Annotated in this window: 13 protein-coding genes and 1 tRNA gene; 10 read left to right on the top strand and 4 right to left on the bottom strand. The window is 44.3% G+C overall.

Annotation, left to right across the window (positions count from 1 at the left end):
* The first annotated feature begins 71 nt into the window (after positions 1–71).
* A complete protein-coding gene (locus HZC12_10525) occupies positions 72–521 on the top strand; it encodes a MerR family transcriptional regulator (protein MBI5027138.1) in 450 nt (149 codons plus the stop codon).
* Positions 522–544: 23 nt separating this feature from the next.
* Here HZC12_10525 and murQ read toward each other — a convergent pair whose 3' ends face one another.
* On the bottom strand, positions 545–1447 hold the full coding sequence (gene murQ, locus HZC12_10530) for an N-acetylmuramic acid 6-phosphate etherase (GenBank protein MBI5027139.1): 903 nt from the start codon (positions 1445–1447) through the stop codon (positions 545–547).
* A 178-nt stretch (positions 1448–1625) separates the two neighbouring features.
* Between murQ and HZC12_10535 the strand changes: the two genes are divergently transcribed.
* Positions 1626–2825 carry an acetylornithine transaminase gene (locus tag HZC12_10535; GenBank protein MBI5027140.1) on the top strand — a complete coding sequence of 400 codons (1200 nt, stop codon included), beginning with the start codon at positions 1626–1628 and terminating at the stop codon, positions 2823–2825.
* Complete coding sequence (gene argF, locus HZC12_10540) at positions 2791–3735, top strand: ornithine carbamoyltransferase (protein ID MBI5027141.1); 945 nt, start codon at positions 2791–2793, stop codon at positions 3733–3735. Before HZC12_10535 ends, argF (HZC12_10540) begins: the two co-directional genes overlap by 35 nt.
* A 20-nt stretch (positions 3736–3755) precedes the next feature.
* On the opposite strand, the gene HZC12_10545 is transcribed toward argF (HZC12_10540), so the two are convergent.
* Positions 3756–4859, bottom strand: coding sequence for a GAF domain-containing protein (locus tag HZC12_10545; protein ID MBI5027142.1), 1104 nt, complete (start codon positions 4857–4859; stop codon positions 3756–3758).
* A gap of 125 nt (positions 4860–4984) precedes the next feature.
* Here HZC12_10545 and argF (HZC12_10550) point away from each other — a divergent pair, with 125 nt between their 5' ends.
* Positions 4985–5854 carry an ornithine carbamoyltransferase gene (gene argF, locus HZC12_10550; GenBank protein MBI5027143.1) on the top strand — a complete coding sequence of 290 codons (870 nt, stop codon included), beginning with the start codon at positions 4985–4987 and terminating at the stop codon, positions 5852–5854.
* A 34-nt stretch (positions 5855–5888) separates the two neighbouring features.
* The gene (locus HZC12_10555) at positions 5889–7544 is read left to right on the top strand and encodes a ribonuclease J (protein ID MBI5027144.1); all 1656 of its coding nucleotides are present in this window, start codon (positions 5889–5891) and stop codon (positions 7542–7544) included.
* Between the two features lie 21 nt (positions 7545–7565).
* Here HZC12_10555 and HZC12_10560 read toward each other — a convergent pair whose 3' ends face one another.
* Complete coding sequence (locus tag HZC12_10560; GenBank protein ID MBI5027145.1) at positions 7566–8123, bottom strand: DedA family protein; 558 nt, start codon at positions 8121–8123, stop codon at positions 7566–7568.
* A 105-nt stretch (positions 8124–8228) separates the two neighbouring features.
* On the bottom strand, positions 8229–10937 hold the full coding sequence (uvrA, locus tag HZC12_10565) for an excinuclease ABC subunit UvrA (GenBank protein ID MBI5027146.1): 2709 nt from the start codon (positions 10935–10937) through the stop codon (positions 8229–8231).
* A 187-nt stretch (positions 10938–11124) separates the two neighbouring features.
* On the opposite strand from uvrA, the gene serS reads away from it, so the two are divergent.
* From serS to polA, 5 genes are all read left to right on the top strand, one after another.
* Positions 11125–12402: a serine--tRNA ligase gene (gene serS, locus HZC12_10570; protein MBI5027147.1), complete on the top strand. Its 1278-nt coding sequence runs from the start codon at positions 11125–11127 to the stop codon at positions 12400–12402.
* A 79-nt stretch (positions 12403–12481) separates the two neighbouring features.
* A tRNA-Ser gene (locus HZC12_10575) sits at positions 12482–12567 on the top strand.
* 39 nt (positions 12568–12606) lie between these two features.
* Positions 12607–13806: a radical SAM protein gene (locus tag HZC12_10580; GenBank protein ID MBI5027148.1), complete on the top strand. Its 1200-nt coding sequence runs from the start codon at positions 12607–12609 to the stop codon at positions 13804–13806.
* Between the two features lie 160 nt (positions 13807–13966).
* On the top strand, positions 13967–14326 hold the full coding sequence (locus HZC12_10585) for a 3'-phosphoesterase (GenBank protein MBI5027149.1): 360 nt from the start codon (positions 13967–13969) through the stop codon (positions 14324–14326).
* An 18-nt stretch (positions 14327–14344) separates the two neighbouring features.
* Positions 14345–16987 (top strand): DNA polymerase I, encoded by a 2643-nt coding sequence (gene polA / locus HZC12_10590; GenBank protein MBI5027150.1) that lies wholly within the window; start codon positions 14345–14347, stop codon positions 16985–16987.
* The last annotated feature ends 45 nt before the right edge of the window (positions 16988–17032 follow it).

The following is a 17032-nucleotide window of genomic DNA, read 5'->3' on the forward strand; positions in this document are numbered from 1 at the left end:
CCACATATAAAACTCTTGCTTTTTTAAAATAGAGATTGTTTAATAATTATAATAACTATTAAAGTTTTGCCATGGCACTAAGAGTCAAAAGAGAATTCAGTGAAGGAGAGAGAAAAAGTCTGCCCCTTTTCCCTATTAGTGTAGCAGCAGAGCTTTTAGGGACAACAGACCAGACCCTCAGGCTTTATGAAAAACATGGGCTCATAAATCCGTCAAGGCGCAATAAAAACAGATTCTATTCAGAAAATGATATAAAATGGCTTAAATGTTTGAGAGACCTGATACACGATAAAAAAATCAGCATCGAGGGAGTCAAGAGGCTGCTTGATTATGCTCCATGCTGGGAGATAATGAAATGCACTGCTGATTTCAGGGGAAAATGCACTGCATTTATAGATAATACAAAACCATGCTGGGAGATTAACCGCATGGTATGTAAAAGCGCAGATGATAAGATATGCAATGATTGTGTTGTCTATCTCTCAGGGATACGGAAAAAAAGAGCGACCAGTAGACCTTAAATCCCGGCTATAAGCCGCCCGATTTAGTTAGCCTTTAATGCATCTCGAAGAACCCCGCTGTATCTCAGAAGGAGCATCGCTGCATCTTTTATTTTTAAATCCTTAAGCTTCATTAAGATTGCGACCTTTGCCCTGCCTGCTGCCTTTTTTAAAAGTTTTTCTGCCTCCTTCTCGCCCACACCCGTTTCCTGCATTACTATGGTTTTTGCCCTATCAAAGAGCTTCTTATTCATGGGTTTAACATTAACCATTAGATTTTTGTAAACCTTTCCGAGCCTTATCATTGAGATGGTGGATATTATGTTCAGTATAACTTTTGTTGCAGTTCCTGCCTTCAACCTCGTAGAGCCTGTCAGGACCTCTGGTCCAACTATGACATTAATAATGTTATCTACAAAAGGCGGTTTACTAACTCGGTTGCGAGTCGTACCGACCTTATTAAAAGTAAGCAGCCATACCTTGGCCCTTCTCCTTTTAGCCTCTTTGAGGGCAGCAATTACAGAGGGAGTTTTACCGCTGGCTGATATGCCAAAGACCATGTCCTTTGAACCGATAGCTCTATTTCTTATCTCCCTTTTTGCTGATTCCATGTCATCCTCTGCGCCCTCAACTGCTGCCACCAGAGCCCTCTGGCCTCCGGCGAGGATGGCCTGAATTTTTTCCCCGCTTATACCAAATGTTGGAGGGGTCTCCACTGCATCAAGAAAGCCAAGCCTGCCGCTCGTTCCAGCGCCAACATAAAAGAGCCTTCCACCAGCTTTAAAGGTATCAACAGCAGAGTTTATTGCCCTTTCAATAGACTTTTTCTCTTTGAGAATACCCTTTAATCCCTTGAGCTCCTCGCCTACCATAAGCTCAATAATATCTGCTGTGGGGCGGATGTCTAAATCTCGTGAGCGGGGGTTTCTACCCTCAGTAATCTTCAATTGTTTCTCCACGCTGATGCTTAATTCGTTAATTGCCTAATCATAGCATAAAATTTACCACGAATTTCGGTTTATTGATTTTAGTTTCACTGTCGTGTATATTTTTAATGTATAGAAATTAATATCTTTTATTTTCTTCTCTGTGTTCTCTGTGGCTTAAATTAAGTTTTTATTCTTTATGGATATGAAGAAACTCATAGAGGACTCTAAGAAATACATAATGAATACCTATGACCGCTACCCTGTTGTCCTTAGAAAAGGCAGGGGCATGAAGGTGTGGAGTTATGACGATAAAGAATACCTTGATTTTGTCGCAGGTATTGCCGTGAACTGTCTGGGTCATTGCCATCCAAAAATTGTTGTTGCAGTCCAGAAGCAGGCCCAGAGGCTTTTGCATGCATCAAACCTCTATCACATCGAGCCACAGGTAAAACTTGCACAACTCCTCGTAGAGCATTCATTTGCAGACAGGGTATTTTTTTGCAACTCAGGGGCCGAGGCCAATGAGGCTGCGATAAAGCTTTCCAGAAAGTATGCGAAAGAACACATGGGGCCGGAGAGATTTGAGATTATAACTGCTCACGGCTCTTTCCACGGCAGGACCCTTGCAACCCTCAGTGCTACAGGGCAGGAGAGATTTCATAAGGGATTTGAGCCCCTTGTGCCTGGTTTTATACATGTCCCTTTCAACGATACAGGCGCCATTAAGAATGCCATTACAAAACATACATGCGCTGTCATGCTTGAGCCTATTCAGGGAGAGATCGGCGTGAAGATGCCCAGTGAAGGCTACTTTAAAGAGGTCAGGCAGTTATGCGATGAACATGGCCTTTTACTAATACTCGACGAAGTTCAGACTGGCATGGGCAGGACAGGTAAGCTCTTTGCTTACGAACATTTTGGAATCACACCTGATATTATGACCCTCGCAAAGGCCCTTGGAGGTGGAGTGGCTATAGGTGCAATGCTTGCCAGGGAGGCTGTTGCCGCTTCTTTTCAACCTGGCTCGCATGCATCGACTTTTGGCGGCAACCCTCTTGCGTGTGCGGCTGCCATTGTCACTATTGAAACAATCCTTGAAGACGGCTTTATCCTCGATAACTGCAGACGTATGGGGGATTACCTGAGAAATGGGCTTGAGGGTCTCAAGAAAGAATTCCCTTCAATAATTGCAGATATACGGGGTAAGGGCCTTATCATTGGCATGGAACTTACAAGAGAATGCAAGACTATAACCACCGCGTGTATGGAAAGAGGTGTCCTTGTAAACTGTACTGGAGGGAATGTCCTCCGCTTTATCCCTCCCTTGATAGTTACAGAAAAAGAGATAAACCACCTCCTCGATGTCCTTGAGGCGGTCTTTGGAGGGCTTTCATAGGAAAATGAAAAGGGATTTTTTAACATTATGGGATTTATCAACAGGGGAGATAAATACCATTCTTAAGAGGGCATCTGAGTTTAAATCAGGTAAAGACGCAACCACCTGCCCTTTAATTGGAAAAAGCATCGGGCTTTTATTTGAAAAGGCATCCACGAGGACAAGGATTTCCTTCCAAGTGGGCATCTATCAGCTCGGAGCCCAGGCTATATACCTAAACCCAAAAGAGATACAGCTTGGAAGGGGAGAGACCATAGAGGATACAGCCAGAGTGCTTTCGAGGTATTTACACGGTATTGTAATCAGAACCTTTGCCCATAAGACTATAGAGGAGTTTGCAAAAAATGCATCAATACCTGTAATTAATGGCCTTACTGACCTGCATCATCCGTGTCAGGCCCTTGCAGATATCTTAACTATAATGGAGCAGAAAAGTCGCTTAAAAGGCATACGCCTGTGCTACATAGGTGATGGAAATAATGTTGCCAACTCCCTTATTGAGGCAGCATCGAGGACAGGCATGGATATTGTGCTTTCCTGCCCGAAGGGCTACAAACCTGACGCAGAGATTTTAGAAAGAGCCCGCAGAGAATCAAAAAATAACATTCAACTCATAGACGACCCCCTGGAGGCAGCCTCAGCCGCAGATGTGCTTTATACAGATGTATGGGTCAGCATGGGCCAGGAGGAAGAGACTAAAAAGAGGAGAAAAGTTTTTAAACAGTATCAGATTAATAAGAAGCTTCTATCCCGTGCCAGGCCTGATGCCATAGTAATGCACTGCCTGCCTGCCCACCGTGGAGAAGAGATTACGGATGAAGTCATTGACGGGCCACATAGCCTGGTCTTTGACCAGGCAGAAAACAGGCTCCACACCCAGAAGGCACTCCTCGAGATGCTGATAAAATAAAAACCAAAAATAGAAATTCTTTACCTACCTTTTTCAGTGCCGCCCAGGCACTGACGGAGCCTTTCATTTACTTCCTTATATTTATTCTCAAGTATGGAATAGAAGCGGGCATTGTCAATTGCTGTTGATGCCTGTTCTGCCACTATGGAAAAGAAATGCACATCAGCCTCTTTAAACGCATCGGCCCTGGTGCTTGCAATGAACAGGATGCCATAGTTCCTCCCCCGACTGTTTAAGGGCATATCGAGGAATGAACCCACATGAGATGGTTCCTTTAATATTAAAGGTGAAAGCCCGCCTTCAAAGGAAATTGTTAAATCATCAGGGTTCAGCGCTTGTTTATTGAGGGCATACGTGAGCTCACACAGGTGGGTTTTCACTTCAGCGATTAAAGTGTCAGTTACAGGTTCTACAGGAACAATCTTTATGTTTTTATCTTCTATGAACAGGATTGCAAAGAGAGCAAAGTCCATGTGCCGCCTGAAAAGCTCAAGCATAGTCCTGTAAATCTCTTTTTCATCGAGAGAGCCTCCAATGGCCTTTGATATTGCATTGGCGAGGTCTACTTCTATGAGTTGTTGTTTCTGTGTATTTGAAAATTCCATCCTCTCTATCACCATTGCTGCAACTGTTGCCACAACTGTGAGGAGTTCCTTGTCCCTGTCCGTGAAAACGCCGTCAATACGGTTGTTGAGGCTTATTACGCCGAGAACTCTGCTCCCTATGATAATAGGAGCAACAATAGAGTCCTTTATTGTCCTGCTTTTTTCCTTCATGGAAGTAAATCTTGGGTCAGTATTGTCACCGATTATGAGAAGAGGTTCGAGCTCCTTAGCCACCCACCCGGCAATACCCTCGCCGTATTTGATTTTGGCCTTCTCTATTATTTCTGACTTGAGGCCCTCTGCGCTCTTTATCTCAAGTTCCTCCTTACCCCTGTTAAAAAGCATCACTGAGCCGCCCTCAGCCTTGAAAGTTTTAAGGCACACATTTAAAATCTGCCTGAAGAGATTTTCAGGCTCAATGATTGTCCCGAACTCGTTAATTGCATCAAGGAAAATGCTAATGGCAGGATTCTCTTTTAACAACTTTTTGACATGAGGAATTATCGGATTATTTAGCATGGCTAAAAATATAGCACATTCCTTCTGTCGATACTACCGAGGTTTATGGTAAATTTTTAAAAAATGTTTGTCTTTGAGTATCAAAATATTGAGAATACCCTTTATGTGTGATAATATCTGATGCCATGAAAAGGGATTTTCTGAGGGTCATTGATTTTACTGTTGATGAGCTGGAATCCATTCTTCAGAAGGCCGCTGACTTTAAGAACTCTTTTGACCCTGGATACAGCGCCCTTATCGGCAAAAATATCGGCCTCTTATTCGAAAAGCCTCCTACAAAGATGGCCGCATCTTTTGAGGCGGGTATAAATCACCTCTGGGGGAGACCTGTTTACATTGACTCAAAGACTATATTCCAGGGTAAAGGGTCTCTCCTTGAGTCGGCAAAAGTCCTCTCAAGATATATTAATTGCATGATAATGAGCGCAATTTCTCACAGCACTGTAGAGGAATTTGCGAGACATGCATCTATACCTGTGATTAACGCAAATACTGACCTGCATCATCCGTGTCAGGCCCTCGCAGACCTCTTAACTATTTTTGAGAAAAAGGGTAGATTCTCTCTGAGGCTTGCATACATAGGCGAAGGAAATAATATTGCACATTCCCTGATTGAAGGGGCTGCGAGGGTCGGGATGGATATTTCCCTCGCATGTCCTGCGGGTCACGAACCTTTTTATGAAATTATCCAGGAGGCGCGGAGAGAAGGAAGAAGTTTGATAGAGGTTGTAAGGGAGCCATCTGCTGCTGCAAAAGATGCAGATGTCCTTTACACATCTGTTATGTCAAAACCCTATGGAAAAAATCTTTACCAGATAAACAGTTCCCTTCTAAAATTGGCCAGGCCTGATGCCATAGTAATGCACTGCCTGCCTGCCCACCGTGGAGAAGAGATTACGGACGAAGTCATTGATGGGCCACATAGTGTGGTCTTTGATCAGGCAGAAAACAGGCTCCACGCTCAGAAGGCCCTCCTTGAGATGCTGATAAAATAAAGAAAAAGCTTCAAATCTGCTATAATTAGTAAAAATGATAAATACCCTCTCAATTATCCCACTCGGCGGTGTTGAGGAAATAGGTCTTAACAGTACTGTTCTTGAATACGGCGATGATATTATTGTAATCGACGCAGGTCTTATGTTCCCTGAAGAGGAGATGCTTGGCGTTGACTTTGTCATCCCTGATTTTACCTATCTCATTGAGAACAAGGAAAAGGTAAAAGCTATTATTCTTACCCACGGGCATGAAGACCACACAGGCGCCCTTCCATTTTTCCTCAGGGAATTAAAGGTTCCAATCTATGGGACCCCTCTTACCCTCGGGCTTGTAAAAGATAAACTAAGAGAACATAAACTTTTCGATGTTGAGCTTATTGCGGTCAAGCCGAGAGACGTTGTTGCCCTCGGGGCTTTTGAAATAGAATTCATCAGGGTTACACACAGCATCGTTGACGGCGTTGGTCTTGGAATAATTACGCCCCTCGGAAGGGTTGTACATACAGGTGATTTCAAGCTTGACCCAACTCCTGTTGATGGGCAGCTCATGGATTTTCATAAGTTCTCTGAATATGGAGAGACAGGCACCCTCGTACTCCTCTCAGATAGCACCAATGCTGAAAAGGGTGGTTACACATTCTCTGAAAAAGAGGTGAGAAGGGCTTTTGAAGAGATATTCTCCACAGCCCCTGGCAGAATAATAATAGCCACTTTTGCCTCAAATATACATCGTATACAGCAGGTCATTGATGTGGCAATGCTCTTTAACAGAAAGGTCGCCATTTCAGGTAAGAGCATTGTCGCTAATGCCCAGATTGCCCTTGATCTTGGCTATTTATCTATCCCGCCTAAAACCTGGCTGAGAATCGATGAGCTCGACAGTCTCCCTGACAAAGAAGTGGTCATCCTGACAACCGGAAGCCAGGGAGAGCCGATGAGCGTGCTTTCCAGAGTAGCCACGGATGAACACAAGCATATAAAAATCAAAGAAGGTGATACAGTAATCCTTTCTGCAAAGATGATTCCAGGCAATGAACGTTCCATAGGCAGGATCGTCAACCACCTTTTCAGGCGCGGTGCAAATGTGATTTATGAAAAAGTCTCCGAAGTTCATGTATCAGGCCATGCAAGCAAAGAGGAACTCAAGTTAATGTTGAATCTTGTCAAGCCAAAGTACTTCATTCCTGTGCATGGCGAATACCGCCATCTCGTATACCATTCAAAGCTTGCAGAGAAATCAGGCATACCCAGAGGCAATATATTTATACTCAATAATGGCGATATTGTTGAATTCACCGCAGAGGGAGTATCAAAAAATGGCAGGATTACTTCTGGAAGGGTCTTCATTGATGGTAAGGGTGTCGGTGATGTGAAAGATATGGTTTTGCGGGACAGACTCAGGCTTGCCCATGACGGTATAGTCTTGATACTGATTGGTATCGAGAAGCTGACAGGGAGAGTTCTTTCAGGGCCTGAGATAATCTCGAGGGGTTTTATATTTGAAGATGTCTCTCAAGAGCTTTTTGAAGAAGTTAAGGCTCTGGTTGATGATACCATAAAGTCCATGGGCCAGGAGGTAAGAACTGATATTTCTCTTGTCCAGGTAAAGCTGCGAACCACACTGAGAAAATTTTTGCTCAACAGAATGGACCGCAGGCCTATGATACTGCCTGTTGTAATTGAGGTATAAGCAGAGGTTAACTACGACAACTTATAAGTTTCGTCTTTTCTTTACATCCTTTATTATCCATATAACAAACCCGGTAATCACAATCCCTATGGCAATCGGGATTTCATATTTTTTAATATCTCCAATGAGTTCTTTAATTGTAAAGCCAAAGAAATAACCTAAAAATGTCATCAGACATGCCCATGTAAGGCAGCTTATAAACTGGAGGAGAAAATATTTATAAGGGCCCATCCTCATCAGGCCAAAGAAGGCTGCGCTAAGGAGTCTGAAACCATAAATATACTGGGAAATGAAGAGTGCAAAGATGCCGTATTTTTCAACTAATTTATTAAGTCTTGTCAGGTCTATTTTAATAAACCTGCGGAGAAAATTTATAAAGCTATCACCCTTTAAAAGGGCTAAAAGAAAAGCTGCTGTGTGACCTACATAAGAAGCAATGGTTGCTACGGTAATTATTGTTACAAGGTTAAGATGGCCGGACTGGGCAAAAAACCCACCTGCAATAAGAACACTTTCTCCTTCGAAAAAGGTGCCGATAAAGATAGCAATGTAGCCATATTCGACTACGAACTCCTCCAGAGTTAGCTCCTGCCTGTCCTATGCATGGTAAAATTTTAAAAGACTGTTTAAAACGTTGTCAAGCTCTTAGCAAAAATAGGTAGGGACAGCGACCATTTATCCCTCCTATTTTAGGTATTCCTTCAGATGCCTCCCTGTGTATGACCCTTTGACCTCTGCTACTTTCTCCGGTGTCCCCTCTGCAACTATCCTTCCTCCTTCATCTCCGCCTTCAGGGCCGAGGTCTATAATCCAGTCAGCGCACTTTATAACATCTAAATTGTGTTCAACCACAAGGACTGTATTACCGGCATCCACAAGGTCATTTAAGACCTTCAGCAGTTTTTTAATATCCTCTGGATGAAGGCCAACTGTTGGCTCATCAAGGATATAAAGGTAATCCCACCTGTTTGAAACTCCAAGCTCGGCGCAGATCTTAAGTCTCTGGGCCTCTCCTCCGGATAGTGTTGTGGCAGGTTGCCCGAGCCTGAGGTAACCCAGGCCCACTGATGCCATAATTTTCAGTCTGTTCGTAAGCGCAGGTATACCCGAGAAGAACTCAAGTGCCTCGTCAACTGTAAGCTCAAGTATCTGATGAATATTTTTGCCGTTATAACTGATGTTCAAGACCTCCTGCTTGTATCTCCTGCTTCCACATTCCTCGCATTTCACATAGAGGTCTTCAAAGAAGTACATCTCGAGCCTCTGAAAGCCCGCTCCCTTACATGTCTCACAGCGGCCACCAGGCGTATTAAAGGAAAAATGCCCCGGGCCGAAACCGAGGTCTTTTGCCCCTGGCTGCTCGGCAAAGAGTTTTCTTATTGAATCAAATGCCTTGATATATGTGACCGGGTTTGACCTCGGGCTGCGGCCGACAGGGCTCTGGTCAATAATCTTCACACCCTTTAAGTAATCAACTCCCTCAATGCTATCAAATAAGCCGGGGCTTTCAAAAGCGATTTTGAATGCCCTGGCAAGGGCCCTGTAAATTGTGTCCTCAACAAGGGTGCTTTTGCCAGAACCAGAGACCCCTGTTATGCATGTAAGGGTTTGAAGCGGTATTGTCACATTTATGTTTTTTAAATTATTTCTGCTGGCCTTATTTATGCGAAGAACCCTTCCGCTTCCCTTCCTTCTCTTTTTGGGCAGTGGTATGGCCTCAGTCCCCTTGAGATATTTTGCAGTCAATGTATTAGTTTTTAGAAATTCTGCTTTCCAGCCTGAAAAAAGGACATTGCCGCCCATGTGGCCTCCGCCCGGGCCAAGCTCTACAATCCAGTCCGAAGAATCAATAACAGTCCTGTCATGCTCCACAGCAATGATCGTATTTCCAATGTCCGAGAGCTCCCGCATTATCTCGGTAATCCTTCTGACATCTCTTGGATGTAGCCCTACAGTCGGCTCGTCTAAAACATAGAGGGTGCCTGTCAGTTTTGATGCAAGCTGGTTTGCAAGGTTAATCCTCTGGGATTCTCCTCCTGAAAGGCTTTTTGAAAGCCTGTCAATAGTGAGGTAACCAAGTCCGACCCTCAGGAGAAAGTCCAGCTTGAGATTAATCTGCCTTAATATCTCCACTGATATTTCTTTTTCGTATTCTGTAAGGTGCAGTTTTAAAAAGTAATCACTTAATGTGGTTACAGCCATTTTTGAAAGCTCTGCAATGTTAAGGCCACCTATCCTGAATGCAAGGGCTTCTGGTCTCAGCCTTGTGCCGCCGCAAACTTTACAGGTCACTGCCTTTCTATACCTGCTCAGGAATACTCTTACATGAAGTTTATAACGTCTGCCCTCTAATTCTTTAAAAAAATCCCGCAATCCATAAAAATCTGCTGTCCCTTGAAAAATCAGTTTCTTTGCCTTCTCCGACAAATCCTTATAAGGTTTTACTATATCAATACCATGAACCTTTGCCCCCTTCATGAGCTGCCTTTGCCACCATCTGTAAGAGGGCTTGCTCCAGGGCTCTATAGCCCCATCCTTAATAGAACGGTCAGCGTCAGGGACTATCAAGTCTTCTGAATATTCGAGGGTATTGCCAAAACCCTTGCACTCAGGGCATGCGCCGAGGGGGTGGTTAAAAGAAAAAAGCAGGGGCTGGGGCTTTGTTATTTCTGTATTACAGTCAAAGCACCTGAGTTCTGCTGAGAAAATAAAGAGTCCTCTGCCGAGGACCTCGACTTTTATCCTTCCTTTCCCTTCCCTCCAGACTATTTCAATGGAGTCAGAAAGGCGGGGTTTATCACTGATAATGAGTCTGTCGAGAATTACCTCCACAGGGCCGTGCATATCAGGAGGAATTTCAGTAATTTCTCCATTTACCCTGAACCTGTGAAAGCCTCTCCTGCTTAGCTCCTCAGGTGTATCTTCGGAGTCAAAAATTATTAATGCCCTTTCTCCCGAATAGTTTTTTACAAGTTCCTCAACTATTGCCGATGGATTCCATGCCCTGAGCTCCCTGCTGCACTTTGGGCAGTGTGGTCTTGCTATCTTTGAATAAAGGAGCCTCAGATAATCATAGATTTCTGTGGCTGTTCCTACAGTAGAACGTGAGCCCTTTACTGGATTTCGCTGCTCAAGGGCAATAGCAGGCCTTATATTGTAGATACCTTCGACATCCGGCCTGTCGAGTTTTTCAAGGAAAAGCCTTGCATAGGTCGAAAGGGACTCTATAAAGCGCCAGTGACCTTCTGCGAAGATTGTATCAAATGCAAGGGAAGACTTCCCTGAGCCAGAAACACCGGTAACAGCAATAACCTTGTTATGGGGCAGGCACAGGTTTATATTCTTCAGGTTATTCTGTTTTGCCCCTTCTATAATAAGTTCGTCCCTGGACATCTATACATTTTAACAAAACGAGGAAAATAGTTTCCTCCCTCCCCTTGAGGGGGGAATAATAGAGTTCCCTCTCCCCTGGTGGGAGAGGCACAAAACAAATTCCCCTCTCCCCTCGTGGGAGAGAGGGTTAGGGTGAGGGGGAGCGGTTTATTTATATAAACCAATCTGGTAGAATTCTTTAAACATCATGCTCGATATTAAATTTGTAAGGAACAATATTGACAAGCTCAGGGATGCCCTTTTAAAGAGAGGGCTTGCGGAAGCTGACTTTGACGGTTTTCTCAAACTCGAGGCAGAAAGGCGAAATATATCGAAAGAAACTGAGGAACTGAGAAATAAGCGAAACACAACCTCTAAGAAAATTGGCGACCTGAAAAAACAGGGGAAGGATGTCGAGCCCCTGATGTCAGAGATGAGGGCGCTTGGAGATACACTTTCCAGTCTTGAGGGAAGACTCGATGAACTCGAAGCAAAGACCAGGGATTTTCTCCTGATGACCCCCAACATCCCTCATGAATCAGTCCCTGTCGGTCAAGATGAGACAGGCAATGTAGAGATACGGCGATGGGGTAAGATACCCGAGTTTTCCTTTGAACCTAAAAACCACTGGGACATCGGAGAGAGCCTTGGAATCCTGGACTTTGACAGGGCATCAAAGATAGCAGGTGCAAGGTTCGCCCTTTATAAAGGCCCTGGCGCAAGTCTCGAACGTGCTTTAATAAACTTCATGCTCGACCTCCACACAAGGGAGCACGGCTATACAGAAGTCTTTCCTCCAATCCTTGTAAACCGCGAAAGCATGACAGGGACAGGGCAGCTTCCAAAATTTGAATATGAGCTCTTCAGGGTTGACGGCGGAAATCTTTATTTGATTCCAACAGCAGAAGTTCCACTGACGAATATTCACAGGGAGGAGATCCTCGATGAAAAAGCACTGCCTATTTATTACACCGCATATACCCCATGCTTCAGGCGAGAGGCAGGCTCTTATGGGAAGGATACGAGAGGGCTTATAAGACAGCATCAATTTAACAAGGTTGAACTTGTAAAGTTTGCAAGGCCAGAAAACTCTTACGATGAGCTTGAGTCTCTCACAAAAGATGCTGAGGAGGTTCTGAAAAGGCTTGGGCTGCCTTACCGCGTTGTTGCTCTGTGCACAGGAGACCTCGGATTTTCAGCAGCAAAGACCTATGACATTGAGGTATGGCTTCCTGGACAGGGGCGTTATAGAGAAATTTCATCCTGTTCAAATTTCGAGGACTATCAGGCAAGGAGGGCAAACATACGATATCGCCCGGAAGGTAAAAAGGGCACAGAATTTGTCCATACACTGAATGGCTCTGGCCTTGCCATTGGAAGGACACTATTGGCCATCCTCGAGAACTACCAACAGGAAGACGGTTCTGTTATACTACCAGAGGCACTGAGACCTTATATGAAGATGGATAAGATAGTTAGGAGTTAAGCGTGAAAAGTGAAAAGTTCTTAATTCATAACTTATAACTCTTAACTTTCACCTTTTAACTTTCAACTGTAGTTAAATTGGAGGGGTGGCCGAGTGGACGATGGCGGCGGTCTTGAAAACCGCAGGCCGAAAGGCCCGTGGGTTCGAATCCTACCCCCTCCGCCAGTAGAGACAGTTAAGAGTCGAGAGTTGTAGGCTAAATTCATGGGTTATTTTTGTCTGAAAAAAGACTGTTTCTTAAAGCTTCTGGAATCTCCCTGCCTTTACGATGTGACCACGGATGAGCTTTACGAGCTTGACCTCGACTCACTGGAATTTCTAAAAAAGTGCTCAGAAGGCAAGGCCCTACATCCGGGTGGCAATAAAGAGATTGTAGATTTCTGCCTCGCAGAAGGCCTAATTTCAATAGAAGAACGGCCAGGGATTGTTGATTCCCCAGTTCAACAGTCGCCAGTTCCATCCCTCAGGTATCTTGAGCTTCAGATTACAAACAGGTGCAATCTCCGCTGCGGCCATTGTTATCTTGGAAAGCCCGGAGAAATTGATCTCGGCCTTAAAGAAATTAAAAATATACTTGAGGAGCTTGAGGCAATGCAGGGCCTGAGGTTACTCCTCTCAGGAGGAGAACCGTTACTCCATCCGGAATTCTGGAAAATAAATGATCTGCTTCCAGAATTTGCTTTAAGGAGTGTGCTGCTTACAAACGGCACTTTACTGAATACGAAAACAGTCCGCAGACTGAATGTCCACGAAATACAGGTGAGCCTGGACGGACTCGAAGATGGCCATGATTTTCTGAGGGGTAAAGGGACTTTTAAAAAAGCCCTTCACGGGATAACTAATGCAAAGGAGGCTGGCATAAATGTTTCAGTAGCCACAATGGTGCATGTCGGAAATCTTGATGAATTCGATGGACTCGAATCACTGCTAAAAAATTTCGGTATCAGAGACTGGACTGTTGATGTGCCGTGCATTCTCGGCAACTTAAAAGACAATCCTGGTCTTATAGTGCCGGCAGAGGCTTCGTCTGTTTATTTGAATTATGGTTTTGGCAAGACGCTTCATAATTGTGACACAGAAAATTATGCCTGTGGTGCACATCTCATGGCAGTTATGGCTGATGGAACAGCCGCCAAGTGTGCCTTTTTTGCAGATGCCCCTGCAGCAGGAAACATTAAAGATGGCCTCCGGGCTTGCTGGCAGAATATAAAGAAATTTGACCTCGATGAACTCAGGTGCGACTGCGATATGATTGATGAATGTCGCGGTGGCTGCAGGTACAGGGCATTTCTATATGGAGATATTTTAGGGAAAGACCTCGTCAAATGTTATGCCTATGGTATAATTAAAGAAAAGCCTGACATGAAGCCATGGCTATCTTGCGGAAAGGGGGTAAAGGTATGATTAAGAAAGTATTAAAGAAGCTTTTGAATACCTGTAAGTGCAAAGGCTCCTGTTAAGATGATAGGCATTTATATTTAGAATCAGGGGTTAGTAAAAAACTGGCCCCTTTTTTTATTTTATAAGGTTCAAAGATTCAAGGGGTCGAGGGGTCAAGGAAAAGATGAAGCGTTTTGTCGTACAGGAGCACCACGCACGCCATCTGCACTGGGATTTCCGTCTTGAAAAAGAAGGGATTCTTAAAAGCTGGGCTGTGCCAAAAGGCCCGCCTGAGAAAAAGGCGATTAAAAGGCTTGCTGTTCAGGTTGAGGACCATGAGCTGAGTTATATTGACTTTGAAGGCACAATAGCCGAAGGTCTTTATGGTGCGGGCACTGTAAAAATCTGGGATAAAGGCATATACACCATGGAATCAGAATCCCTAAAACGCCTGGTATTTGAATTAAAAGGCAGACGGTTGACTGGTAAATACGCCCTCGTCCACCTGAGAGAAAATCAGTGGCTCCTGATGAAGCTCGAATAGAAATAAAATATAATTCACATGCCCACACTTTATCTTATAGACGGTAACTCTTATATATACAGGGCCTTTTACGCTATCAGGGGGCTCACGAATTCTAAGGGGTTTCCTACCAATGCCATTTATGGCTTTACGAACATGCTCCTTAAAATCCAGAGAGAAAAACAGCCTGATTTTATCGCTGTTGCCTTTGACTCGCCTGTGCCTACAAAGAGGCATATTGTCTATGAGGCATACAAGGCCCAGAGGCCAAAGATGCCGGATGAGCTAAGGCAGCAGATACCTTACATAAAAGAGATAGTTTCTGCCTTTAAGATTCCAATAATAGAATTGGAAGGCCTTGAGGCTGATGACATCCTCGGTTCAATCGCAAAAAAAGCAGAGTCTGAAAATATTGAGACCTATATAGTTACATCTGACAAAGACACGTATCAGCTCCTGAGCCCGAGGGTCAAGGTTTATGACAGCATGAGAGATAAGGTTATAGGCGAAAAAGAAATCAGCGAGCGTTTCGGGGTTGAGCCAAAGAGAATCCCTGAGGTAATGGCCCTGATGGGTGATGCAATAGATAATATCCCCGGAGTGCCCGGGATCGGTGAAAAAACCGCAGTTGCACTTTTAAAGGAATTTGGAAGCCTTGATAAAATAATAAAAGACCATTTAAAGATTAAGCAGCCTAAGCTCAGGGCCAGTGTCTCTGAAAATATAGAGAACATTAAATTAAGTCTTGCCCTCGCAACCCTCGACACCACTGTCCCTCTGGAAATATCAGTAAGAGAGCTTACGCCAGAAGAGCCTGACTGGGCAGAGCTTTTAAGGCTTTTCAGGGAATTTGAATTCGGAAGACTCCTGAAACTCATACCCGAACAGCGAACCACCGAGAAGTATCTAAGTATTCTCGATAAGCATAGTCTAAGAGATGTAATAAATAATATAAAAGCTGAGGTTGTAATCGATACAGAGACCACAGGAAAAGACCCGATGAGGGCATCCCTTGTTGGAATATCGCTTTCGACTGATGGCAGTGAATGCTATATACCTGTCGGGCATTTTTATTCAGGCGCTCCAGAGCAGCTTCAGAAGGACTATGTATTGAAAGAATTAAAGGCAATACTCGAGAATCCTGAGATTAAGAAAATCGGCCACAATATAAAATACGACCTTGTGGTCCTCAGAATGGAAGGAGTAGAACTAAAAGGCATTGGATTTGATACAATGCTCGCCTCTTATCTGTTGAACCCGAATAAGCCAAATCACAGCCTTGAGGATGTTGCCCTGAATTATCTCGCCGTCAAAAAAATTTCCTTTGACGAGGTCTTTGGTAAGGGGAAAAAAGACTTCAGCGAGGTCTCTATAGAGGATGCAACTAAGTACTCGGCAGAGGATGCTGCTGTTACAGCAAAACTGAAAAAGGTCCTTGAGCCATCCATTAAAGAGCAGGGCCTTGACACTCTATTTTATGAGCTTGAGCTGCCCCTGATAGATGTTCTGGCAGATATGGAAATGGCAGGAGTAAAGATTGATATGGCTCTTATGGCTGCTATGTCAAAAGAGCTTGAGAGGGAGCTTGATGGCCTGCAGAGGAGGATATACTTCCTTGCTGGAGGTGAGTTTAACATAAATTCTCCAAAACAGCTTCAGGAGGTTCTTTTTGAGCGTATGGGGCTGAGGGCGATTAAAAAGATAAAGACTGGCTATTCCACAGATGTAGGGGTGCTTGAGGAGCTTGCTCTGGAGCATGAACTGCCCAGAGAAATTCTCGAGCACAGGTCTTTAAGCAAATTAAAGAACACCTATGTCGATGTCCTGCCGAGGATTATAAATCCCAGAACAGGAAGGCTCCACACATCCTTCAATCAAACAGTAACAGCAACAGGAAGGCTTAGCAGCTCTGAGCCGAACTTGCAGAATATTCCAATAAGAGGAGAGTGGGGAAGGAGGATAAGGGCAGCCTTTATATCAGAGAGCAGACACCTGCTCATGTCTTCTGATTATTCCCAGATAGAGCTCAGGCTCCTTGCCCACCTCAGTCAGGACGCCGGGCTTCTCGATGCCTTCAGGGCAGATGGAGACATTCACACAAAGACCGCATCAGAGCTATTCGGAGTTTCTCCTGAAGCTGTGACTCCTGAGATGAGAAGGAGGGCAAAAACAGTTAATTTTGGCATTATCTATGGAATAAGTCCCTACGGGCTGTCACAGGAATTGGGGATTACCCCTCAGGAGGCAAAGATGTTTATTGATAAATATTTTGAGCGCCACAGCGGCGTAAGACAATATATAGATACACTCATAAGAGATGCAAAGGAAAAGGGTTATGTGGAGACTATCTTGTGCAGGCGCAGGGCCATCCCGGAATTAAGGAGCCCTAACAAGACCACCCGCCAACTCGGAGAGAGACTTGCAGTAAATAGCCCCATCCAGGGCTCTGCCGCAGATATTATTAAGTGCGCTATGCTTAATATATGGAGGAGAATAAAAATGGAAGGACTCAAAACAAAGATGCTGCTTCAGGTTCATGATGAGCTTTTATTTGAAGTGCCAGAGGATGAGGTGGATAGAGCAAATGCCCTTGTGAAAGAAGAGATGGAGAAGGCTGCAGGGCTTTCCGTGCCGCTTAAGGCTGAACTCGGCCTCGGCAGGAGTTGGGCAGAGGCCCATTGAAACAATTGCAAAATGCAAAATGTAAAATGCAAAATTAAGGAATGT

It is taken from the genome of Nitrospirota bacterium (assembly GCA_016214385.1).
Taxonomy (GTDB): Bacteria; Nitrospirota; Thermodesulfovibrionia; order UBA6902; family JACROP01; genus JACROP01.

Bases quoted from the DNA above. Each gene is read 5' to 3' on its own strand.
- HZC12_10580 (MBI5027148.1), top strand. From the start codon at position 12,607: ATGGGTTATTTTTGTCTGAAAAAAGACTGTTTCTTAAAGCTTCTGGAA.
- polA (MBI5027150.1), top strand. From the start codon at position 14,345: ATGCCCACACTTTATCTTATAGACGGTAACTCTTATATATACAGGGCC.
- uvrA (MBI5027146.1), bottom strand. From the start codon at position 10,937: ATGTCCAGGGACGAACTTATTATAGAAGGGGCAAAACAGAATAACCTG.
- HZC12_10585 (MBI5027149.1), top strand. From the start codon at position 13,967: ATGAAGCGTTTTGTCGTACAGGAGCACCACGCACGCCATCTGCACTGG.
- argF (MBI5027143.1), top strand. From the start codon at position 4,985: ATGAAAAGGGATTTTCTGAGGGTCATTGATTTTACTGTTGATGAGCTG.
- HZC12_10555 (MBI5027144.1), top strand. From the start codon at position 5,889: ATGATAAATACCCTCTCAATTATCCCACTCGGCGGTGTTGAGGAAATA.
- HZC12_10535 (MBI5027140.1), top strand. From the start codon at position 1,626: ATGGATATGAAGAAACTCATAGAGGACTCTAAGAAATACATAATGAAT.
- HZC12_10525 (MBI5027138.1), top strand. From the start codon at position 72: ATGGCACTAAGAGTCAAAAGAGAATTCAGTGAAGGAGAGAGAAAAAGT.
- serS (MBI5027147.1), top strand. From the start codon at position 11,125: ATGCTCGATATTAAATTTGTAAGGAACAATATTGACAAGCTCAGGGAT.
- argF (MBI5027141.1), top strand. From the start codon at position 2,791: ATGTCCTTGAGGCGGTCTTTGGAGGGCTTTCATAGGAAAATGAAAAGG.
- HZC12_10545 (MBI5027142.1), bottom strand. From the start codon at position 4,859: ATGCTAAATAATCCGATAATTCCTCATGTCAAAAAGTTGTTAAAAGAG.